The sequence below is a fragment of the Pseudomonas cichorii genome, from assembly GCF_018343775.1.
In the GTDB taxonomy this organism is placed as follows: domain Bacteria; phylum Pseudomonadota; class Gammaproteobacteria; order Pseudomonadales; family Pseudomonadaceae; genus Aquipseudomonas; species Aquipseudomonas cichorii.
In genome coordinates this window covers 2,710,369-2,734,121 of record NZ_CP074349.1, presented here as the reverse complement: position 1 = coordinate 2,734,121, position 23,753 = coordinate 2,710,369, and the positions used below count along the sequence as shown (strand labels likewise).

General features: G+C 55.1%; 18 protein-coding genes. 3 read left to right on the top strand and 15 right to left on the bottom strand.

Annotated features, from left to right (window positions below; translation table 11 throughout):
• Window positions 1-94 precede the first annotated feature (94 nt).
• A complete protein-coding gene (locus tag KGD89_RS12050; protein WP_025260032.1) occupies window positions 95-1,297 on the bottom strand; it encodes an aspartate aminotransferase family protein in 1,203 nt (400 codons plus the stop codon).
• A gap of 103 nt (window positions 1,298-1,400) precedes the next feature.
• Between KGD89_RS12050 and KGD89_RS12045 the strand changes: the two genes are divergently transcribed.
• Window positions 1,401-2,318 carry a LysR family transcriptional regulator gene (locus tag KGD89_RS12045; protein WP_025260031.1) on the top strand — a complete coding sequence of 306 codons (918 nt, stop codon included), beginning with the start codon at window positions 1,401-1,403 and terminating at the stop codon, window positions 2,316-2,318.
• Between the two features lie 9 nt (window positions 2,319-2,327).
• On the opposite strand, the gene tssM is transcribed toward KGD89_RS12045, so the two are convergent.
• The 14 genes from tssM to tssA form a co-directional block, all read right to left on the bottom strand.
• The gene (gene tssM / locus KGD89_RS12040) at window positions 2,328-5,825 is read right to left on the bottom strand and encodes a type VI secretion system membrane subunit TssM (RefSeq protein WP_025260030.1); all 3,498 of its coding nucleotides are present in this window, start codon (window positions 5,823-5,825) and stop codon (window positions 2,328-2,330) included.
• Window positions 5,822-6,697, bottom strand: a complete 876-nt coding sequence (gene icmH, locus KGD89_RS12035; protein ID WP_025260029.1) for a type IVB secretion system protein IcmH/DotU — start codon at window positions 6,695-6,697, stop codon at window positions 5,822-5,824. Before icmH ends, tssM begins: the two co-directional genes overlap by 4 nt.
• 2 nt (window positions 6,698-6,699) lie before the next feature.
• Window positions 6,700-8,034: a type VI secretion system baseplate subunit TssK gene (gene tssK / locus KGD89_RS12030; RefSeq protein WP_025260028.1), complete on the bottom strand. Its 1,335-nt coding sequence runs from the start codon at window positions 8,032-8,034 to the stop codon at window positions 6,700-6,702.
• Complete coding sequence (gene tssJ, locus KGD89_RS12025; protein ID WP_025260027.1) at window positions 8,027-8,521, bottom strand: type VI secretion system lipoprotein TssJ; 495 nt, start codon at window positions 8,519-8,521, stop codon at window positions 8,027-8,029. Before tssJ ends, tssK begins: the two co-directional genes overlap by 8 nt.
• 5 nt (window positions 8,522-8,526) lie before the next feature.
• Complete coding sequence (locus KGD89_RS12020) at window positions 8,527-9,288, bottom strand: type VI secretion system-associated FHA domain protein (RefSeq protein WP_051427728.1); 762 nt, start codon at window positions 9,286-9,288, stop codon at window positions 8,527-8,529.
• A gap of 17 nt (window positions 9,289-9,305) precedes the next feature.
• Window positions 9,306-9,446 carry a type VI secretion protein gene (locus KGD89_RS12015; RefSeq protein ID WP_074569124.1) on the bottom strand — a complete coding sequence of 47 codons (141 nt, stop codon included), beginning with the start codon at window positions 9,444-9,446 and terminating at the stop codon, window positions 9,306-9,308.
• A gap of 51 nt (window positions 9,447-9,497) precedes the next feature.
• Entirely contained in the window at window positions 9,498-11,003 is a 1,506-nt protein-coding gene (locus KGD89_RS12010) for a sigma-54 interaction domain-containing protein (RefSeq protein ID WP_025260026.1), read from the bottom strand.
• Window positions 11,003-13,588: a type VI secretion system ATPase TssH gene (gene tssH / locus KGD89_RS12005; protein WP_162883706.1), complete on the bottom strand. Its 2,586-nt coding sequence runs from the start codon at window positions 13,586-13,588 to the stop codon at window positions 11,003-11,005. The genes KGD89_RS12010 and tssH overlap by 1 nt, the downstream gene beginning before the upstream one ends.
• A 6-nt stretch (window positions 13,589-13,594) precedes the next feature.
• Window positions 13,595-14,596, bottom strand: a complete 1,002-nt coding sequence (gene tssG / locus KGD89_RS12000) for a type VI secretion system baseplate subunit TssG (protein ID WP_038400359.1) — start codon at window positions 14,594-14,596, stop codon at window positions 13,595-13,597.
• A complete protein-coding gene (gene tssF / locus KGD89_RS11995; RefSeq protein WP_025260024.1) occupies window positions 14,560-16,347 on the bottom strand; it encodes a type VI secretion system baseplate subunit TssF in 1,788 nt (595 codons plus the stop codon). Before tssF ends, tssG begins: the two co-directional genes overlap by 37 nt.
• Before the next feature lie 126 nt (window positions 16,348-16,473).
• A complete protein-coding gene (gene tssE, locus KGD89_RS11990; RefSeq protein WP_025260023.1) occupies window positions 16,474-16,881 on the bottom strand; it encodes a type VI secretion system baseplate subunit TssE in 408 nt (135 codons plus the stop codon).
• A 27-nt stretch (window positions 16,882-16,908) separates the two neighbouring features.
• The gene (gene tssC, locus KGD89_RS11985) at window positions 16,909-18,384 is read right to left on the bottom strand and encodes a type VI secretion system contractile sheath large subunit (protein WP_025260022.1); all 1,476 of its coding nucleotides are present in this window, start codon (window positions 18,382-18,384) and stop codon (window positions 16,909-16,911) included.
• 26 nt (window positions 18,385-18,410) lie between these two features.
• Window positions 18,411-18,917, bottom strand: a complete 507-nt coding sequence (tssB, locus tag KGD89_RS11980) for a type VI secretion system contractile sheath small subunit (protein WP_025260021.1) — start codon at window positions 18,915-18,917, stop codon at window positions 18,411-18,413.
• A gap of 33 nt (window positions 18,918-18,950) precedes the next feature.
• Window positions 18,951-20,498, bottom strand: a complete 1,548-nt coding sequence (tssA, locus tag KGD89_RS11975) for a type VI secretion system protein TssA (protein WP_025260020.1) — start codon at window positions 20,496-20,498, stop codon at window positions 18,951-18,953.
• Between the two features lie 546 nt (window positions 20,499-21,044).
• Between tssA and KGD89_RS11970 the strand changes: the two genes are divergently transcribed.
• Window positions 21,045-21,560: an Hcp family type VI secretion system effector gene (locus tag KGD89_RS11970; RefSeq protein WP_025260019.1), complete on the top strand. Its 516-nt coding sequence runs from the start codon at window positions 21,045-21,047 to the stop codon at window positions 21,558-21,560.
• 79 nt (window positions 21,561-21,639) lie between these two features.
• Window positions 21,640-23,712 (top strand): type VI secretion system Vgr family protein, encoded by a 2,073-nt coding sequence (gene tssI, locus KGD89_RS11965; protein ID WP_025260018.1) that lies wholly within the window; start codon window positions 21,640-21,642, stop codon window positions 23,710-23,712.
• The last annotated feature ends 41 nt before the right edge of the window (window positions 23,713-23,753 follow it).

Sequence of the window (23,753 nt, the reverse complement as noted above, 5' to 3'; positions counted from 1 at the left end):
TTACGCGTAGAGACTCGTAATTCCCAGCGTTGTTCTACCGCATCTGCATCATCACGGTATAGCCCAGGATTTGTCTTTCCCTCGATCCATTGCTTCAGGCACAGCCCTGAACAGCCCTGCGAGTGACGCTATCCAGTGTCCTGACGATGCCTTGCACAATCATCTCGACCTCTGCGCCATCAAGGATCAACGGCGGCAAGAGACGAATGGTCTTGCTTCTCGTCACATTGATCAACAAGCCCTGCTGACTGGCTGCAACGGAGGTCAGATCAGCAATGGCTTGTTGCAATTCGATGCCGATCATCAAACCCGAACCACGGATTGCTACCACCTCGGGATGACTGCCCAGCTCTTCACGCAACCGCTCCAACAGATGCTGCCCTTGCAGGCGAGCGTTTTGCACAAGATCCTGCTGTTCAATGATGTCGATGACGGTACAGGCAGCGCGACAGGCCAGCGGATTACCGCCAAACGTACTGCCATGGCTGCCTGGGGTAAACAGCCGGGCAGCCGCACCTTTCGCCAGACAGGCACCGATGGGGATGCCGTTGCCCAGGCCTTTGGCAAGGGTCATGACATCAGGCACGATACCTTCGTGCTGAAAGGCAAACCATTGCCCGGTACGGCCCATGCCCGTCTGGATTTCATCAAGCATCAGCAACCAGTTGCGCCGCGTGCAACGTTCACGCAAGGCTTTCAGATAGCCCTCAGGGGCGACCTGCACGCCGCCCTCGCCCTGCACAGGTTCGACCAGCACTGCGGCGATGCGATGGCCATGGCTTTCACATACCCGGTCGAAGGCCTTCAGATCCCCGAACGCGACCTTGATGAAGTCGCCTGGCAAGTTGCTGAAACCCAGCCGCACGGCAGGCCCGTCGCTGGCAGACAAGGTGCCCAGCGTACGTCCGTGAAAGGCGTTGTCCATGACCACCACCAATGGCTGGTCAATACCTTTGTGCCAGCCATGCAGCCGGGCGAGCTTGAGTGCCGTTTCGTTAGCCTCCGCACCGGAGTTGTTGAAAAACGCACGCTCCAGACCCGATAGCCGGGTCAGCTTATGCGCCAATCGTTGCTGCCAATCAATGCTGTACAGATTGGAGGTATGCAACAGTAACCCGGCCTGCTCGGTGATGGCCGCGACCAGCAAGGGATGGGAATGCCCGACATTGGTCACCGCAACACCCGCCACGGCATCCAGATACTCGCGGCCTGCCTGATCCCACAGACGGGTGCCAAGGCCACGGACAAGATTCAGGTCCAGAGGCTTGTAAGTAGTCATCAGGCAATCGGCGGTCATGGCGTAAAGCTCCAGGGTGGTCAGACAGTTTTTGCAGTATCGTTAGCCACCAAAGCTGGATAAACAGTACAACCCTTCAATCATTTTAAACTTGGACTTGATAATGGATTTGCTCCAGGCAATGTCGGTGTACGTAAAAGTCGTGGAAGCCGGCAGCATGACCGGCGCAGCGCAGCAGTGCTCGATCTCCACGACCATGGTCGGCAATCATCTGCGGGCCCTGGAACAACGCCTCGGGGTGAGCCTGCTCAAGCGCACCACCCGGCGTCAGCGCCTGACAGAGTTCGGTGCTGCCTATTACGAACGCTGCCTGGAAGTGCTGGGGCTGGTGGCCGCGTCCGAACGGCTGGCCGAGCAGGCTCAGGGCGAACCCACCGGTACGCTGCGCATCACCGCGCCCCTAACGTTCGGCTCGGAAGTGCTGGCTCCGTCCCTGTGCGAGTTCTCTCTGCAGTTCCCCAAGGTCAAGCTGGACCTGGTCTTGACCAACCAGCGCCTGGACTTGCTCGATAACGGCTTCGACGCGGCGATCCGCATGGGCAACGTGCCGGAAAACTCCCGCCTGATTGCACGCCCCTTGCAGGACTACACCCTGACCATTTGCGCTGCGCCGGATTACCTGGCCCGTCGCGGCATTCCACAGCGTCCGGAAGATCTGCAACTGCATGACTGCCTGGCATTCGCCTACCCGGCCGGGGATGACTGGAGCGGCGTGGAGAAAAACTGGCGCCTGACCGGGCCGGAAGGTGAAGTCACGGTGGAGATAAGCGGCCCGATGGTGATGAACAGTTCATCAGGCCTGTACCGGACCGCCAGGGTTGGAGCGGGGATTGTCATGCTGCCCGATGCTTATGTGGAACAGGACCTGCGTGATGGCCGGCTGGTTGCGCTATTGCCCGACTATCACTTGCCCAGCAGGCCCATGCATCTGATCTACTCCCCGGATCGCTATCAGTTGCCCAAGTTGCGCAGCTTTGTCGATTTCACCATTGACCGCTGGGGCAAGCAGGCGCCGGAATAAGACCCTGCTTCAAAGCTGTGCCGGCATCCGGAATCTGCGCAATACCGCAACATCGAAGGGGTTGGCCGCTCGCTGGGCGAGCAACAGGTAATTGGCCCTCAGCCCTCCTACATCGGCCTTGAGCACCAGCACATCCCGGCCCTGGAGGGATTCGGTCTGCATCAAATCCAGCAGGCGGAACAGTGACCATGGCCCGGTAGTTTTCTCGATACCGATGGGCCGTTCTGCCATTCGCTCCAGCACCAGGCTGGCGCGACCGTCATCCGCATCGGTCGGCCATCTGAACGAAACCGGCACAACAGGACCATGGCGATACTCCATCATCTGATCGCCCAGACGAAACTCGGCACGGCTCACGGCCGGGTCCAGCGTGTAGGGTTCCAGCTTGAACTGCACCAGCGGCTCCTCGGGATTTTCTGCAAAGAAGCTTTTGCGAATGGTGTGCACGCGCCCCATCTGGTCGAGGTAGGCACGGCTGGCTGGCAAGCCTGAGCCATCAATGGTGCGCAGGCGATAATGCCCCGGATCACCGCTGACAAAAGGCTTCATGTAGCTGTCGAAAAAGCGCTCGGCAAGGCCTTGAGCCTTGAAGAACTCCCGAAAATCGTTGATGGCCACATCGCTGCTGCTATGGGCATGAAACGGATAACGTTTATCGAGCGACTGTTCATAAAAGCTGTACAGCTCATTCCTGTAACGCTGGTTGATGTGTTGATAGGCCTCACCCAGAACCCATGACCAAGTGTCTTCGGCCAGTCCGTTGAACCATCCGCCAACAGGTTGGGGCAACCGGGCGGATGCATTGCGAAGGTTGCTCAGCGCATCCCGCTGACCCGTCATGCGGACTCTGGCCATCTCGAAAGCCAGTAGCTCAGGCTGACCGGACCGCCCAAGGCTGGCCAGTTGCTGTTGCACGTCGTTCAAGGCCTGCATGACCGCCAGCAGTTCTGCAGCAGGGCCGTTGTGTTCATCCAGCAAACGATGCAAGGGCTCGAAACGGCGCTGCAATGACTTCTTCGCCGTATCCGGCAGTTTGGGAGCCAGAGCCGCTGCCTGATCGGCTGCCGCAGACGCCACGGCATTCAGCACACCTGAAGGCGCGCCCTCAGCTACCTGCTCCAGGTTTTCGGCAATAGTCGGAAACAGCGTGTTATCGCGTACTTGCGTCAGCAGTTGCACCAACGGCGAATTGGCAGCTGTCATGCCGGCTGCTTGAACTGCCCCATGCAAGGGGCCTTCAAAGGGCTGCAATGCAACCTGAGCGACCGCTTCGCTCCAGTGATTGGCGTAATCACGAAAATACAGCTGCTCCAGCTCGACCATCAGGCTGCGCATTTCCATGCCGCTCAGGCCTGAACCCTCGCCCAGCACCCAGTTGTCACGCAGGATGTCATTGACCGCGCCAACGCCCTGAGTCACAAAGAACTGTTGATAGCCTTGGCGGGTATAGAAACCGGGAATCGGGTATTGCGTACCGACCAACAGACTGGCCTGGGTGCCGATATGATGACCCAGGCGATAATCCGCAAGGCTGCGTGCCTGCTCGCGCAGGAGCCGATAGACGATAGTGGCCAGGGATTCACTGCGAAGCGCCTGACGAGCCTGTGCCACCAATGCATCGTTGATCGGGTACTTGAACGGTTGCCGAAGCAGGCGCTCCAGATGGCCATTTAGCTCGCTCTGTTCCCTGGGCAGACCTGCATAACGCAGCGTCCAGTCAGCCGCCATCCAGTCTTGCAGCCAGGCCTGGTCGCGGCGCTCGGGCAAGTAGAGCATCAAGTAAGCCCGCAAGCTGCTCAGCAGTTGTTCACGATCCTTCATACTGGCCTGTATCTGTGCTTCCAGTGTGCGGGCTACACGGGGTAACAACTGGCTTTGCAGTTCAGCCTGATAGGCACCCGAAAGCACCTGATTGCTCGTGACGCCTTGATAAAGGCCGCTGCGCTCATGCAGCGCGACCTCTTCCCTGCCAGGAAAGACCCGGGTGGCTTCATGACTGAGGTTCAGGGACTTGAGTATCGCCAGGGTATCGGTCTGGGCATTCATGCCCGAACGTTGCTGGGTCCATTGCTGAGCCAGATGGCGAATACGCTCCAGACGATCATGATTGGCGCTGAAACCGTTCGCCCATAGCGCGCCGAACAACACCAAGACCATCAGGGCCGCACAATACGCTGTGCGTCGAATCCAGCTCATCCGCTGACGCTCGCCCTTGTCCATCATGGCCAGAGCCGCCTCGGGAAAGATCACCCGACTCAAGAGCTGACGAATGAAGCGTGGCCGCCCGGCGTGCATGCCTGGCAATGCTCTGGTGTTGATCGGGGCATGTTCACCCTCCTCTGCACCGTTCTCTTGAACGCTTGGGAGCAAGTGAGGCGCACGGGTCAAATAAAATCCCCGTAACTGAGTGGCACGCTGATAGCGACTGCCCGCAAAAGCCATCTCGGCAAACAGACACAATCGATGCCCGATCCCACCCAGCTGATCGGGAAACCCAAGCATTCGCCCACGACGCTGCGGGTCATACTCCTGGTGAATGCGCATGATGACCTGGCTGCCAATACGTCGCAGCAGCGCTTCAAATTCCTGTCTGAGCACATCGGGGTCACTGCCCCGCTGATCCTGGCCGAACGTTGCGCCAAGCACCTGCTCACCCTCTTCCTTGGACAGAGGGTCGAAAAACTCATCGAACCCCGTCAGCGAGTCGGCCTTGGTCAGCACCAGATACACCGGCACGTCGACACGCAACTGGCGGTGCAACTCATCCAGACGGCTGCGCACCGCTTCCGCCATCATTTCCAGACGGACTTCGTCGTTACCGGACAGGATCTCGACGGGCAATGTCACCAGCACCCCATTCACAGGGCAGGTACGCCGACGATTGCGCAGCAGCCCCAAAAGCATCAGCCAGGCACTGGCATCGATCAGTGGCTGACGCTGCTCCAGATAACGGCCCGGCGTATCGATGATCACCGCCTGATCGGCAAAGTACCAATCGCTGCCGGCAGTACCCCGAGTATCGCGGGTCAACTTGCGCTCGACCTTGTTGAGCGGGAAGTCCAGGCCGGAAAAGTCCAGCAGGCTGGTCTTGCCACTCCCGGCCGGCCCGATCAACAAGTACCAGGGCAAGTGCTTACCCTCACCACCATACAGGCTGGAGAGTCTGATGACGCGCAGGGCGTCCTTGAAGCGACCGGATAATTCCTTGTGTTCCTTTTCAATCAGGGCCTGCTGACGAAGCTGTTCCTGACCTGTGGTGTCGGCTTCTTTCTGCTTCCTGTCTGCTGCGCTGCGCCAACTGACGAAAACCATGCCCAGCCCCCACAGCAGAAACAACAGGCTTACGGACAAGAGCCGGGATGTCGGACTTTCCCAGAACTTGTGATCGGCCACGGCCAGCAACGGTCCCGTGAACCAGATGCACAGCACCACAAACAATACCGACAGCAGCGTCCAGACCCATGTCTTGCACAACAGGGCTGCCAGTTTCTTCAAGAGGTTTTTCATTGCATGTCTCTGTTTACGACCGAGGACTTGAGTACTTCGGAATGGACTTGCCGATAGGGTTTGAGCACCGTTTCGCGCTGTTCGGCCAACACCCAGGCGAACCCCGAATACATGGCGGCCAGGCTCACGAAAGTGAACAAGCCGATCAGCCACCAGGGCGCAGTGCGAACGGTCGAGCCCTGCTGTGTCTGTAACCCATGCCAGTGTGGCGACAGTTCTGCGCAGACATCCCCACGCAATTGCCGGATCTGCCGGTAAAGGCCGTCACGAATGCCTTCCAGCTCGATATTGCCGCGCTTCATCACGCGGTATTTGCCTTCAAATCCTAATGACAGGCACAGATACATCAACTCAAGCATGGATAAATGCCGGGCCGGATTGCTCGACAAGCGCTCCAGCAACTGGAAGAACTTTTCGCCGCCAAAGGTTTCCTGATGGAAATGGCTCAACAGGCTCATCGTCGACCACTCACCGCCCCACGGAGTGGTCAGGACGGTTTCATCAAGCACCGTACACAGCACATAGCGGGCAGCCAGCAATTGATCGTTCTCTATCCCGTCCTGCCGGGCTCGAGCCTCGAAGAGCTTGATGTACCGGACAAGCCTGCGGTTCAGTGCGTGAAGCTCCCCCGCTTCTGCACTTGCACTGCCTGCCAGCTCGACGACTTGTGCCAGCAGATCACTCGCTGCCGCGACCAGAGGATTGATGTTGATGCTGAACGTTTGCGCCGGTGCCAGGCGTGCGGTGTAAGTCAGGCGCTCTTCGAGCTGCTCGAAACCTGGTGGCCGGGTGAAATCGGTCAGGCCTCCATGGGCAGTATTCTGTTGATGAACCACGTTGGCGTCGTGGTCGTTCTCCCTGTCAAAGCGCATGTTCATGAGTTCCTGATGGCCCAGAATTGCAAATCAAGCCCGTCAAACTCACCTGAAACATGGAAAGCAAAGCCTCCGGAGTTTTCTACCAGGGCCTGTTCCTGAGCATTGAGTTCGAGAATGAAATAGGTCTTGTTCGAGTGAAACGGAATCTGTCGGGGCGCAACCGGCAGCGGTCTGAGCCTGATTCCCGGCAGATGCAGGTTGACCAGCTCGCGAATGCTCTCCACGGACCCGACCTTGAGATGTGAAGGCAGCCGATGGCGCAACTCTTCGGTATCGCAATGCGCACTGGCAGCCAGAACGAACGACGCCGAACCCAGCAATTGCTGATCGACACGCGGGGACACCAGAACGCCATACTGACGAGCCTGCAGCTCCAGTTCAGTTGCATGCTGTTCGAGCACCATCGACAACACTTGCCGGATCTCGGCCATCAAGGCGCTGAACGTCGCCTCTTGATCACTGTGCCGATAACCACTGCTCAGCACAGGGCGCCGGGTGTCGCCGCCGAATGTGGCCAGATCACCCAGCATGACCAGCAACACGCGGTACAACTCTTCCGGATGAACCTCTTCGATGTTCAGGTAATGCCTGAGCAGCAACTCGGTACGGTTGATCAGTTGCAGCATCATGAAATCACCGACTTGCCCGCCACCGACCTTGCCGCTTGCACGAACGCGCCTGGCAATGACATCGCCGCGATACTCCAGCAAGCCCACCACTTCCTTGAGGCATGACGTCAGATAGGTCGAGCGACGGGCATTGATGAATGTCGGGGTAAAGCCAGGGGCCAGCGTGATTGCCTTGTCAGGTGAAGCCGACAGGACATGGCACACCTTGAGCCTCACATACGTCTGCTCGCCCTGCTGCTCACCCGGCAGCAGGTGAAAGTCCGGGCGCGCGCAAATGATCTCCGTGGAGTTTCCTTCCCCGGCATTGGAGTCCGATATCTTGCGTGTATAGGAGGTGTATCGGGCCAGCACATCGGGCTGTTCCGGTCCCCGCGCCTCAATGCAATTCCCGGTCACCAGTGGCAATGCCAGATAGACCGGCGTGTCCATGGTATTGGGCGGTATATCCAGAGCCAGGGGTTTATCACGATCCCCAAGGTCGAAAATGCTGCCATCGGGAAGAACCCCCGACGCCTGAGCGATCACGATCTGCCCGGAAGTCAGAAACTGCGGGTCTATCACCAACTCTGTGAAGCCCCACACATAGGCACCGGCCAACCGGGTACGGACTCTCATCTGATGATCGTAATAACGGTCGTTATGCTGAAAGTGCTGCGGACGCAATAACATGCCTTCACGCCAGATGACTTTATGCTCACTCATGGCTGGTCATTCGCCCTGGCTGATGTTCATCGCTACGGTGAATACCGGCGTCATCGAGCGACAGTTCGGTACGGGTATGCCCCTCGACCGTCAACGGAATGACATAGCGCCACCGGGTTTCAGGCAGGTTTCGATAAGCAGCCAGAACTCCGACATACTGACTGTCTTTCCCGGTCTTCAATTTGAGAACGATGCTTTGCCCCGGCAGTAATTCCAGCTCCTCGCTTGCGACGAGGTCCGTACTCAGGGACTCTTTGGAGCGTCCATACAGACTGAAAAAATCCATGTTCTCGAAAGCAACCGGATGCTTCAGCTCAAGCAGGCGCAACACGATAGGAGAGGATCGACCGTTGATATCGGGGTTAAGGCCGTCACTGGCTATCAGTTGCAGACTCAAGCGGGTCTGGGTCGAGTAAGGCGACAATGCCGAACAACTGCTCAGTGCCAGCAGCACGGGCAGCATGATCGAACTCTTGAGGCAAAACATAGTTATCATCCTTGGGTGTCCAGGTAGAGGGTGTTTATCAGGCGAATCTGTTCTTCATAGGCATGGGCAAAGTTGCTGACCAACAGACGTTTTTCCCATTCACCCTCCTGCTCCAGAGAGTGGTAATGACGCACATAGGCGCGCCAACGCTTTCCCGCCGTTTGCAATAACGAGAGACCGCCATCCTGTTCAAACTTCCAGGTCAGTTGTTGCGGTGAAAACTGCTCCAGCGTGAGACGCGCCATGGTGCGACTGGCATCCAGCATGGCAACTTGATGAGCCTGTAATGCTCGAAAGTCCTGCACAAGCGAAGACACTGGAAACTTGCCATTCAATACGCCATCAACCGCCGCACTGACATCGGTCGCCCGTTCAATTGGCCCCATGCCCTCCGGCGCCAACTGCAACTCGCTTTTCAACTCACGGCGGGTACGCAAATTATCTTTTATACCGCTAATACAGTGCCTGAATAACCGTGCAGTATTTAACGCCAGCACCTGACGAGCCGACGGTTCAAGATGATCGATATTAATACCCAACGCGTCGCCAAATGCTTTCCAGAAATCGCCAGTGAGGGTTTGTGATTCGCCCTGACAAGGCTCGGCGAACGGACAATCAATCAGAGCAGGCAGCAACAGGCTTTCACTGTCCACGGGAGCATGATCTATCCCATACCCCGCTTGAAGGGGCGCTCCCGGTAAGGCCTTCATGTCCATGGCGGCAAGTGGGTCCAACGAGGTATTCATCCCTTCAAAGAAATTTTCCATGATTCTTTCTCTTGCCACTACTTGCCACGATTTATTGAGTCGGGGTCGCCCAACGTACGATATTCGTCATCATCAAATTTGAAGTGGCCACCACACCCCGCCAGAAAATTTAAAACGACAAAAACAAAAACAGCAGGCAGCCAATAACGAACACTCATAAAATGCCTCTATGAAAATGGGTGAAACAAACAATAAAAGTTACTTATCGATCAGGCATGCAGCTCATCACGTTTGATATTCAAATGAGACATGCGATAAAGCAGAGTACGACGTGCCAATCCCAACTCACGTGCGGCAAGACTGCGATTGCCGCCACTTTTCCTCAAGGAATCAAGCAGTACACAACGTTCGACTTGTTCAAGGCGCTCTCGAAGATTAAGTGTCGTATCACGCACCAACAGCTTTACATCAAAAGAAAAGTGTTCAGGCAACAGTTCGTCCCCTTCACATAACAGAACAGCGCGCTCCACCAGCCCTTTCAGTTCGCGGACATTGCCGGGAAAACTACGTCGGCACAGCAGCAGAAGCGCCACTTCAGACCATCGAACAGGCGCACGCCCAAGAAAGTTACAAGCCTTGTCGGCAAAATGTCGTGCCAGCTCCGCAATGTCCCCTTCACGGTGACGCAATGGCGGCAACTCGATGGGAAACTGGGCAAGCCGATAGTAAAGGTCTTCCCTGAACACCCCTTCGGCCACCAGTGCCAGGAGATTGCGGTGAGTTGCAGCGATGATTCGCACATCGACCTTGCGGGTCTCGCTTGACCCCAGCGGGCGAATCTCCCCTTCCTGCAAGACCCGCAAGAGCTTTGCCTGCAAGGACAGCGGCATATCGCCAATCTCGTCCAGCAATAACGTGCCACCATTGGCTGTATCGAACAGGCCTGCCCGATCACGATCAGCCCCGGTAAATGCACCTCTGCAATAACCGAACAACTCGCTTTCCAGAAGCCCTTCAGGGAAAGCCGTGCAGTTCTGCACGACAAAAGGCCTGGAGCGGCGAGGCCCGTGATCGTGAATGGCACGAGCCACCACTTCCTTGCCTGTCCCCGTTTCACCGGTCAGCAAGACCGTGTATGAGCTTTGCAGCACCTTGCCGATCAAGTGGCAGGTCTGGTGCATGATCTCGCTCTGGCCGATCAGGCCGTACCGCTTGCGGGAAGGCTTCACGTCAAGAGGACTGACAGAAGGTCGCAGACGCTGCAGCAGTTGCAATTGCGAAAGTACAAATGCTCCGAGTTCGCCCAGAGACTCGGCAAAGCCATCGAGCACCCTGCGATTCAGGCCGGCGCACAATAGCAGCCCGGCAACTCTCTGCTGCTGATCCACCAGTGGCATACACAACAACGATTTCCAGGCTTGCTCATGGGTCGGCAAGAAGCCGGTGTCATAGATCCCGATACTGAGTTCACTCACACTGACAACCTGGTTCTGGCAGAGACAGAACTGCAATAGCTGCTCCCCCTTGCAATCCACTTCAAGGCTTGCAGGGCTTATCGGAATGATCAGGCCTTCCCGGGCTTCTGCACACAACTGCAGACGGGTCTGGGTAGCATCGAGCAGATATAAGCGGCCCAGTTCGCAATCAGTCAGCTCTGCGGCAGCAAGCGCAAACGCCTGCAACAGGCTCTCGCTGTCGCAGAGATGCGAAAGACGGGTGTATTGGGCACAGAGTTTCTGGACATAGCCGAAAGGCTCTTCAATTGAATTGAACATCATGCGCACTCGCAAATGACGGTGCCTGCAGCGTCGAGCGTGGCATGCACTGTTTCCAGCCTTTCGCCTCGGGCCATGGCATCCAGCACCCGGTCTGCGATCAGGGGCAGCACGTGCAGATCCAGCAGCGAGTCCACCAGCCGTGCGCCACTGTCACTTTGCGCGCAACGCTCGGTCAGGTAAGTGACCAGCGCCTGACAATGACTGAATACCAGTTGCCGGGATGACAGACGCTCACCCAGGCGACGAAGTTTGAGTTCGATCAACTCGCGCATCAGCGGCTCGCTGATCGGGTAGTAAGGCACCACTTGCATCCGTGCCAGCAACGCCGGCTTGAAGTGGGCACTGAGTAGCGGACGAATGATCTTGTCCAGTTCATCCGCTTCGGGCAGCTGACCGTTCTGACACAGCGCCGTAATGGCGTCGCTGCCCAGATTGGAGGTCATGAGGATCAAGGTGTTGCGGAAGTTGATCTCCCTTCCCTCGCCATCATTGACCACACCCTTGTCGAAGATCTGATAGAAAAGATTCAAAACATCGGGATCGGCTTTTTCCACTTCATCCAGCAGAACCACCGAATACGGCTTTTGCCGGACAGCTTCGGTCAGCATTCCACCTTCGCCGTAACCGACGTAACCGGGTGGCGAGCCGATCAACCGGGAAACCGTATGTTTCTCCTGGAATTCCGACATGTTGATCGTGATCAGAAAACGCTCGCCGCCGTACAGCAGGTCAGCAAGTGCCAGAGCGGTTTCGGTTTTGCCGACGCCACTGGGACCTGTCAGCAGAAAGACTCCAACAGGCGCATCGGACTTGTTCAGCCCCGCTGCAACGGCACGCATGGAACGATCCAGTGCCCCGATGGCCTGCTCCTGTCCACGGATCCAGAAACGCAAGCCCGAAGCAAAGTCGGCAACCTTGTCGCAGTATTCGCCAGCCAGTTGGGAAAGCGGAATACCTGTCCAGGCGCTGATCACCTCGGCGACCAGCCGAGGACAAACCTCGAAACTGACCAGCCGATGGCTTGCCTGACTCAGGACCAGGCGCTGATGGATGATCTGTAGCTCATGCTCGATTGACTCAGGCACGCCTTCACGATCCTGCTGGTTGCGCGCATCAGCCAGTTGCTGTCGCAACAGGAGCAAATGTTCAGCGTCCTCTCGTTGTTCATGCCAAAGCTGCTCAAGCCCGGCCTCTTCCTCGCCTGCCTGCGCCATCCGGGCTTGCAGCGTATACAACAGGCACGCATCGACCGGTAATCCCGCATCGGCATCGCGCCTCAAGGCATCGATCTGACGCTGCCCTTCAGCCCGACCGGCACGCAAAAGCTCCAGGCTTTCGGGAGGCGCTGCGAGGCTGATCCGGACACGGGCACAGGCCGTGTCCAGAACATCGACAGCCTTGTCCGGCAACTGTCGTCCGGACAGGTAACGTGCCGATAACCGGGCAGCCGCAACGACCGCATCGTCACGCAGATAAACGCCGTGACTCTTTTCATAGACCGGGGCCAGACCACGCAGGATGGTAATGGCCTCGTCCACAGAAGGCTCATGCACTTGCACGGGTTGAAAGCGTCGCGACAATGCCGGGTCTTTCTCGAAATACTTCTTGTACTCTGCCCATGTGGTCGCCGCGATGGTTCGCAGCTCACCTCGCGCCAAGGCAGGTTTCAGCAGATTCGCCGCATCGGAGCTCCCGGCCTGGGCTCCGGCACCAATCAGGGTATGGGCCTCGTCGATAAAAAGAATGATCGGCTCGGGAGAAGACTTCACCTCATCGATGATGCCTTTGAGGCGACGTTCAAACTCACCCTTCAGGCTTGCTCCAGCCTGCAGCAAGCCCATGTCCAGCGACAGCAGCTCGACACCCTGCAAGGGCTGCGGGACATCACCCTGGGCAATTCGCAGTGCCAGCCCTTCCACAATCGCGGTCTTCCCGACACCCGCCTCGCCGATCACGATCGGGTTGTTCTTGCGACGACGGGCCAGGATGTCGACCATCTGCCGGATCTCGGGATCACGGCACAGAACCGGATCGAGCTTGCCGTCCCTGGCTTGGCGGGTCAGGTTCTGGGTGAAACGGGCCAGCAGGGACTCGCCTGTTGGTGAGGGGGCATCGGCAGATGCAACCTGCTCGCCAAGCGCGAAATCACGCAAGCGGTCGATATTTATCTTCGCCAGCAATGGCTGATAACGGCTACCGGCGTAGCGGACGGGATTGCGCAGCAAGGCCAGGATCAAGGCCGCCTGCCCGATCTGGCTCTGACCCAGCTCCAGATTGGCGACAAGCAAAGCATCCTGAAGCCACTGGACCAGTTCCGGAGCGAATACCGGGTTGCAGGAAGAACGGTGCTCCATGGTCATTTGCAAGGTCACGGCCAGAGATCCTGGTTCTACATCCGCGTCCTGCAAGGCACGGGACAGCATCCCGTCAGGGCGTTCGAGCAGGGCCAGCAGCAGATCCTCCACGAGAATCTTGCTGCCACCTCTTGCCACACAGCGTTCTGCAGTTCCCTCAAGGTCTTTGCGAGTAACTGCATCCAGTGCATTCACCAGTTGTTGCAGGTCTACATTGATCATCGATATCTGTCCTTAATGACTGTTCAGAGTGACCAGGCCATCAGCCCGCTCACATCCGAGCCAACTGCTCCAACCCAGATGGCAACTGTTGGAGTCGCCAATACGCAGCTCTCTGATTTCGTCCTGGCGTAATTCCAGGCGAATGTCGTAATCCAGTTGGTCGCGCAGGGTGAAGCGCACCAATGCTGCAAGAGATCCAAAGCCGGAACCTATGGGCAGGAATTCGTGAAAGCGCTCCCAGCCAAGTTGTTTGATGTGAATACGAAACTTGCCACCTCGATCACAGACACGCGTGCCCAACACTGCATCCTCACCAAGGCGGCTATTGACGATCCCCAAACGGTTGCGTTGCCGCTCTACAACATCAACAGAACGCTCCATACATTGCTCAATGAACAAGCTGGCATGCTTGAAGTAGTAGCGCAGTACAGACTCTATCAATGCTGCTGAATGAGCCCTCAAACTCAGCAAGCCGAGATAGGGAAACAAACGTTTCCAGTTGAGTTCTTCAGTACGGCGAACGTCCTCTCCTGCCAGACCTATCAGGGCAAAGAGTTGCCCTGAAAAAGAATCCTTCGCGCCATGTGTAAAGCTGGCTTCATAACGATATTTACGCCAGACCGGAAAAATAAGCCGATGCAAACGATGATGAAAAACATCGAGGAACGAACGCGTCGTTTGCGATGACTCGCTATCGCCTGACGCTTGCTCACTATAAAAAGCAGGTAACGGCGAGTTGCCTCCACACAAACCCAGCAAGTTGAGCGTAAGTCGTGCCCGCTGCTGTCCGTGCTCTTCAAAAAAAACCAGGCCATCAATATCGCTTCCGGGAAATCCCAGGCCAGGATTGGCTTGAAACTCCAGCAAGTCCTGAACATCCTCTTCATCGACATCCGGGTTGACTTCCAGTAGTTGCTCTACAATCAAGGGTATTGCCTGAAACAGCGAGTATCTACGTATCGTCTGACTCAATCGTTTCAGATCAGAGGTTGAAGTCCCATGCGTGGTGTCCATTCGTATACTTCTCCCTGGGTGCTCCTGACATGCAATTCATGGAAAGAGTTGAGACTGGCGTAAAGAGCGAAAAACTCGTTAAGTACCGAAGCGAAAACAAACAACCCTCCTTCACCGGCACAGCCTTGCGTATCGATCAGCAACTCCGTTTTCAACCCTCGAACAGGGAGACCTCGATATAAATGATCGACAGGTTCATGCCGAATGGACTTGAGTCCGTTCAAAAGCTGCTTGCTGACCCGTTCAGCCTGCTGGTCGTAATAACGCGGAAAGTCATACGTTTCCAGAATGCACTTCAACGCCGAGACGTTATTCAACGATAGGTAATTCAAGGACATGTTACTGATCACCCGCCACAGAAACTCCTTGTGTAGCGGCGGAGCAAAACTTCGCGTAGCCGGTGTAATATTTCTGAACTTCAGAAAATCAGGTGTTTCTTCGCAAGGCCTGCAAATGCCACCTGCCGCTATCTGCAAGGGAAGGTCCTGATGGGTACAGGTCAACTCCACAGAGAGGGTTTCATGCTGACGGGTCTGACGACCATCGAAACTCAAATACGTGTCCAGCCCCTCGTGCAGCGGTGAAGGATGCTGACGAATGCTGTAATAAGGCCTTGGATGTTGCACGTCGAAACTGGGGTCGTGCTCGAATGACTCAAACAGCACAAACTCCTGATAACCCAGACCTCCCGGCTGCCAGCCGGTCACCTTGTCGACCGAAAAGATCCCGCACTTTTTTGAGTCATGTCCGCCAGGCAGCAACCGGTATTCATCCTGCGTACCCTCAAGACGAACAGGCAGTGCATCCTGTTCGAACAGGTTCACGATAGGCGTGCAATACAGTTTGATATTCTGCAGTGTCGGTCGCAGGCGCTGAATTTCATTTTTCGCGATATCAAACGATAGCTCTATACTCCTTGATTTTTCCAGAATCTGCGGCGCCAGTGAATTGATGACCTCAAGCCCCGACACATCAACAAACAGGTATTTCTCTTTAAATACAAAGTATTCCTGCAGATAACGATACCCTCGAAAAGTATTCAATGGATAAGGAACAAGGGCTTCCTCTTCTGCAAAACCCACTGCTTTTATTCTGTCGACAGGTATATTGAAAGATACTGTTTCGTCGCCTGCAACAGCAAAAGGATTACCTTCCGCATCCAGGGGCGTCAAACTGATTTTTTCGAGATTGCGCATCAACCCCAGGTATAACGTCTGGCTGACATAAGGCTCTCCGGCAAAATGCAGTCGCAAATCATTCAGCTCCAGAGAACCGATATGCCCGTCACCGTTCATATCAAGACGCAAGCCAAGCAATACACCGTTGCCATTTGCGGAGTAATTGACTGCACTCAGCCTCAACGGTAATACAGCCGTTTCGTAGCAGGTACGAAAATGACAAACGGTGTCCTCAACCGGAATGCTTTCCACGGGAGTTCCTCGGGCAACTACAATCCCCGCTCCCGAATGCTCCAGAGGCTCGAACTGCAACATGCTGACCGCGGGAAACGGACGCATGTAATTCGGCCACAACAACTGCATCAAGGAGTGAGTAAGTTCGGGTAACTCGTCATCCAGCTTCTGTCGCAGCCGGCCTGTCAGAAATGCGAAACCCTCCAGTAGTCGCTCGACATCAGGATCCTGCCCGGCCTGCCCCAAAAAAGGCGCCAATGCAGGATTACGCTCGGCAAAGCGACTTCCCAATTGACGCAAGGCCGTCAATTCACTTTGATAATAGTTATTAAAAGACAAGCGTTATCCACCTGAGTCATGCCTGAAAAGCAAGAACATACAAAACGAAATACTTGAATCCGACAGTACATGTTCCATCTGCCTGCGTAAAAATACGCGCACACCAAACTTGAAACTTACGGACACTTAATTTATATCGACTTTCCCGCAACCATCCAGACGTGCAGTAAAACTGACGGCACACTTCGCACCTTCCACCGTTAAAAAGCCCTCAATGGAAAATCGCAACTTCAATTTGTCCTCATCGGGCGACAGGGGCATCACACGCACGTCGGACAATCGAGGCTCACAGGTTCTGATGAAAGCCTCGATAGCCGAGCGGGACAGGGCAAGAGTGTCATGCAGGCTCATGCGCATATCATTCAGATCCGGCAGCCCGTACTCGGGTTGTGTCTGCACACTCCCCGCCCGGGTACCGAGCATCTTCGCAAGATGGGCAGCCACCGAAGCGATGACACACTCTTCGCGACTCAAACCTTTACGGCGCCTGGTTTCACCGCCAAGGCGCTCGAAAAGGCTACCGTAAGGATTCATGTCCGAGCGCCTTCAGCCTGCATACGGTTATTCCTTGTCCAGCTTGCCGACCAGAGAAAGCGTAAAGTCCGCCCCCATGTATTTGAAGTGAGGCCGCACGCTCAGGTTGACCCGGTACCAACCCGGCTCGCCTTCAACATTACTGACGGTGATCTGCGCAGCACGTAATGGACGACTGCCGCGCACATCAACGCTCGGATTTTCCTGATCGGCCACGTACTGACCGATCCACTTGTTCAGTTCAAGCTCAAGATCGGCACGCTCCTTCCAGGAACCAAGCTGTTCACGCTGCAGCACTTTGAGATAATGCGCCAGCCGGTTGACGATCATCATGTAGGGAAGCTGAGTGCCCAGTCTGTAGTTCAACTCAGCCGCTTTACTCTCAGCGCTGATGCCGAAGAACTTGGGTTTCTGCACGGAGCTGGCCGAGAAAAAGGCTGCGTTATCACTGCCCTTGCGCATGGTCAGAGCGATGAAGCCCTCTTCGGCAAGCTCGTACTCACGACGATCGGAAACCAGGACCTCGGTAGGTATTTTGGTCTCTATTTCACCCATGCTATGGAAATGGTGCAGCGGCAGATCCTCGACAGCACCACCACTCTGAGGGCCGATAATATTCGGACACCAGCGGAACCTGGCAAAACTGTCGGTCAGGCGGGTAGCAAATGCATAGGCCGTATTGCCCCATAAGTAGTGCTCATGACTACCGGAAACGTTTTCTCTGTAGACAAACGTCTTGACCGGGTTCTCTTGCGGATCATAGGGGGTACGCAGCAGAAAACGTGGCACCGTCAAGGCACAGTAACGAGCGTCTTCCTGCTGGCGAAAACTTTGCCATTTGGCGAATTGCGGACCATCGAAGTGATCTTTCAGGTCCTTGAGGTCAGGTAACCCTGTGAACTGCTCAAGACCAAAAAAGCCGGGACCGGCAGCGGCGATAAATGGCGCATGGGCCATGCAGGCAACACTCGATACATACTGCAGGGTTTTCACGTCAGGCGAACTTGGCGAAAAAAAGTAGTTGGCGATGATCGCGCCAACCGGCTTACCACCGAACTGACCATATTCAGCGGTATAGACATGCTTATAAAGGCCTGACTGCATGACTTCTGGTGAATCTTCAAAATCATCCAGCAAGTCTTGCCGGGAGACGTTCAATACTTCGATCTTTATATTTTCACGAAAGTCAGTACGGTCCACCAGCAATTGAAGACCACGCCATGAAGCTTCCAGCGCCTGAAAGTCCTTGTGATGCAGGATCTCATCCATTTGCTGACTGAGCCGGGTATCGATTTCGGCGATCATGCGATCAACCAGTGCCTTTTTTACAGGCTCCTTGCTGTTGTGTGGCTTCAGCAGTTCCTCAATGAACGCTGCAACTCCGCGCCTGGCGATATCATATGCTTCGTCGCCGGGAGTCAGTTTTGTTTCAGCAATGATCTGATCAAGAACCCCATACTCTACAGCGTTGTCATTTTCTGACCGTAGCGCTTTAGCACTCATTAGATTGATTTCCTTATGCGTATAACTCAGGCGTTTTCCGATGCAGCAATACCCAGACCCAACTCACCCAGTACACGGTTGCGGGATTCGGTATCGGCAAGCACGCTTTCAATCGCTTTACGAAAAGCAGGCGCGTTCCCCAAAGGTCCCTTGAGCGCCATAAGGGCATTGCGCAATTCCATAAGACTTTTCAGCTCGGGAACCTGCTCTACCAGACTGACCGGATTGAAATCCTTGAGTGAACGGATACGGATATTGATGCCTAACTCTTCATTGCCATCAGTCTCTTGAAGACGGTTGTGTACATTCAACGCCAGCGTCAACTCCTGCTTCTCCAGTACAGCATCAAAATTGTTTTTATCGATGCTTATCGCTTTACGATCTTCAAGCTTGCGCTCATCGGCGCGCTGCGTGAAATCTCCCAGCACCAGCAACTTCAAGGGAAGTTCAATCTCTTCCTTTGCCCCTCCAATAGCAGGTCTGAAGGTGACATTGATACGCTCTTTAGGTGCAACAGAACCTTTTTTTGCCATACGTTTCTCCCTTACCGTTCCAGCCTTCAAGGCTTACCCAAGTAACACCTCAAGATCGAGGTGACAAAGCCTGCGATATATTTCATCCTTGCGTTCCCTTACCACATTGCTCTGCGGCAAGCATTCATAACAGCTATTCAATGTGTGCAGCACTTTCAGGGATAGCTCTGGTTCCCATGTATGAAACCCTGAGTCCTGTAAATATTGATCCAGTATTTCCAGCTGACTCTTGGCGAGCTCATATTTCTTGGCGGTATAACAAAGCTGGGCCAGAGCAAACTGCCAATAAAAACGGTCTCGCTGACTCTGGGCAATCTGTAATTTCTGTTTAAGTATCTGAACAGCCGCTTTGAGCCCCTCACTGCGCAAAACAGATAGAGCCTCTTGTAACGCTACTTCCCATTCAGGCTGTGCAACGGTTTCCTCAAGGCTTTCAACAGGACTATCAATCTGGACATGAGGCATGACCTGCTCATTGATCCAGCGGTGAGTATCATCATCGGCAAAAGGCGACCCATCCTGAAACTTCAGCTCACAGATGCCCGGAAGGCGCTGCAGGAAAAGGGCAAAAAGGATTTCCACCTCCCGCATTGCCAGGTCGGCCTTCAACGCACGCAAGCACTCCCATACCAGTCGCTGTCCATCAAACCAGAAGGGGGTCAGTGCAAGACTGGCCTCAACATCAACCACCAGATCCGCGTAATGCCCTTGCTGAAAACGCTCGCCATAACTGCGCAACTTATCCGCTGGCAAAGCATGCAATGCTGTTATTTGCCTGACATTGCACTCAGGTAATTTATCGATACCTAACCACGACACCGTACGACTCAGGTACAGGGCTCGCACATCGGTCGATTTTTGACGCAACCACCAGGCACACAATTTCTGCGCACTTTCCTGCTGTCCTTTTAAGGCCTTCTGTGCGTCCCTTTCATTTTCAATGGTGACATCACTTTTAAAAATCCTGGCGGCAGCCTGCTTTACCTGAACAACCAGGTTCTCTGTATCGGCTTTGCTTTCGACAGCATGCTTGACCATCGCCGCAAGCCTGCGACGAACAGGTAAAAGCAGTGGGGCTTCATCGCCCAGATAACTCGACAGCAACGTGTCCAGCGCTTCAAGTGCTTCAACCAGTTTTTGAAACAACGGTAACTGTGCAGTAACGGATACATCATCGACAAGCACCTGCTCAAGCCGAGGCACTAACCAGTTAAGTGAAGCCGTTCGGGTTCGCAGTTTACGAGGATGAAGAACCTGCCAGCGATGACTGCAGAGATGATGAAGCAGGTTCACGCCCGCCAACAAGCCGGGAAATGATTCACATTGATACAAGGACCACGTTAACCACACTGCAACGCGAAGATCTTTCGAGCATTCACGCAGGATAAGTTCACTGACCTCACGCACTCTCAACCAGTCGATCTGAACACTCCCATGCAAGGAGTACACTTTACCCAGCTCACCCTCAAGGGTTTCGAACTCGGCTGAAAAACGAACATCCTCACCTTCTGGACACTCTTCGGAAACAGGGTGTTCGACAAGTTCAAGGTAACGACTGGAAAGCTTGTCCGAGTAAGTCATTAATCAATCTTCATCCCTGAAACCGTTTGTCTATCACACAGACAACATGTAAAAACCAGAAAGTGCCTTGCACCCATCACGATGCGCACACTAGCTTTGAAAAAACTCTTTAACAAGCACGAAAGGGATACACCATAAACTTTCGGAATATTCCTACAGTCAAATATAGAAAAGATTTACAACAGCCCTCGAAATTTCAGGATCGTCAACCTAGATAGCAACAACCTTGCGTCAGCAACATATGACAACACGGCAAAAAGGCCATCATGCGCAAAACCCTGCACAACATAGTGCGAATATAATTGCGAATAAAGCCCCGGACCGCCCATAAACAGGCACGTAAGATTCCGCATGCAAAAAATTGCGCAGATGCGCAATAACTTGCGCAGTTCGACTATTAAAAACCACTCACCTTAAAACTAGAAAAAAGCCAACTTTATGTTTTAAAAGGAAAAACAAAAACTGGCATACTTCTTGGTATTACCCCTATCGATCCCCAGGCGAATTACGCTGCCGGACGCTTATTTTTTTGCAAGGAGAGTATCGATGGCCACACCTGTTTACATGTCTATAAAAGGTTCCAGACAAGGCCTGATCACTGAAAAGGCCTTAACTTTTGAATCGGTTGGAAACACTTATAAGAAGGAGCATGAAGATCAGTTCATGATCCAGGCTGTCAGCCATGTGATCACCGTTCCTTGTGATTTACAGTCAAGCCAGCCTGCCACCACACGCATTCACAAACCCCTCTGCATTACCAAGATATTCGACAGAGCTTCACCGATGCTGCAGGCAGCACTGGCCTCCAACGAACGCCTGCCTCTGGTCGAAATACACTGGTATCGCATTGCGGATGGCGTGCTGGAGCACTATTACACCACCTCCCTGGAAGACGCCGTCATTGTGGAAATCAAAGACTACATGCTTAGCAGCCAGGATCCAGCCAACGCGCATTCCAGCCACTTGCAAGACGTTCATATCGCCTACAGCAAAATAACCTGGACCCATCTGATGGCCAAGAGCTCAGGGTCTGACGACTTGCGCTTTCCAATAAGAGCCTAAGCCTGAATAACAGCCCTATCGATTCAGCAGAATCGATAGGGCTCAGGTTGTCGCTCATTCAGATATGGAGAAGCAGGTAATGCCCGCACCCGCCCATCAAGCGCATTTCAGCCTGCACCTGCAAGACGTCAAACACGACTTCAAGGTACTGGCCTTTACCGGCACAGAGGCCATCAGCCAGCCCTTTGCCTTTGAGCTGGAACTGGTCAGCGAAGATCCCGTGCTGGCCCTGGACAACCTCCTGCACCGTCCGGCCTTTCTGCAGTTCGGCCCCAACGACATTGGCGTGCATGGTTTGATCGACCGCATCGCCCAGGGCGATTCCCGCAAACGTCTGACCCACTACGCAATGACCCTGCGACCTCAGCTGTCGTACCTGGGCCATCGCATCAATCAGCGCATCTTCCAGCAGCAGTCCGTGCCCGACATCATTGCCCGGGTTCTACAGGACCACGGCATCCTTGCCGACCGCTATCACTTCCAGCTCGGCCTGCCCTACCCAAAGCGCGAATACTGCGTGCAGTACGACGAATCGGACCTGCATTTCATCCAGCGTCTCTGTGAAGAAGAAGGCCTGCACTATCACTTCCAGCACAGCCCAAGCATGCACCGGCTGGTATTCGGCGATGACCAGACAGTCTTTCCCAGGCTAGCGCCTCTGAGCTATCGACAGGACAGCGGAATGCCGCCCGACGGGCCAGTGGTCAAACGTTTCAATGTCCGCCTGGAAACCCGCAGCACTCGCACCACGCGGCGGGATTATGACTTTCAGAAACCACGAGCGCCTCTTGAAAGCACAGTCGATCACCAGACCCTACCGGATCTTGAGGATTACGATTACCCGGCCCGTTTCACCGACCGTGAGCGCGGCAACATGCTGACCAAGCGGGCACTGGAACGTCATCGTCATGATTACCGCCTCGCCGAAGGCCATAGCGATCAACCACGGCTGGTTAGCGGCCACTTTCTGGACCTGAACAGGCATCCACAGAGAGACTGGAATCAGCTCTGGCTGCTGACCGAAGTGCACCACGAAGGTCATCAGCCTCAGGTGCTGGAAGAAACGGCAGGTCAAAGACAGCAACCAGCCAGACAGGGCTATCGCAATACCTTCCGGGGCACGCCTTGGGACGCTTTCTACCGCACGCCTCTTCGTCACCCCAAACCCCGTATTTCGGGCAGCCAGACGGCAATAGTCACCGGCCCGCAGGATCAGGAAATCCATTGCGACAAACATGGCCGGATCAAGGTGCAGTTCCACTGGGACCGCGAGGGCCAGCAGGATGCCAGAAGCAGTTGCTGGCTGCGGGTGTCGTCCGGTTGGGCGGGCAATCGCTATGGTGCTGTCGTGTTGCCACGGGTCGGCATGGAAGTGCTGGTGACTTTTCTGGAAGGCGACCCCGATCAACCACTGGTCACCGGCTGCCTCTACCACGCCGAAAACACCCCGCCCTACAGCCTGCCCGAACACCGCACCCGCAGCGTCTTCAAGACCCTGAGCAGCCCCGGCGGCGGTGGCTCCAACGAGCTGCGCATCGAGGACCGCAAGGATCAGGAACAGATCTTCATCCACGCCCAGCGCAACTGGGACCAGAGCATTGGTCACGACCAGAAGATCCAGGTCGGCAATGAGCGCCTCGACCGGGTCGAGGCCAACAGCTACAGCGAATTCAAGGCCGAAGAACACTGCACCGTCGAAGCCGACCGCAAGGTGGAAATCCGGGCGAACGATCATTTGAACATCGCTCAGGTTCAGCACATCAAGGTGGGCGTGGCACAACTGGTCGAAGCCGGACAGGAAATACATATCAAGTCCGGCGACAAGCTGGTGATCGATGCAGGCATGGAACTGACCCTCAAGGTCGGTGGCAGCTTTATCAAGATCGATCACAGCGGGGTGATGATGAACGGGCCGCTGGTCAGGACCAATGAAGCCGTCAGCCCCGGTATTGGAACCACGGCAATGCCTTTGCTACCAGGCCTGTCAGAACGGGCAGCGACGGAAAAGCCGGGGCAACTGCTGATGCAGAGCCTGAGAGGTCACGCCCCCATCGTCGAGCGGTGTCAGAACCATAAAAGCGGTACGCCATTAAATTGCCTGGTCAACGATTGCGGTTACCGCAAAATATTGCTGGCGGGAGAAAAACAATGACAGTCGATGTCTGGGGCAATCTCGATCATGGCAGCCAGTTG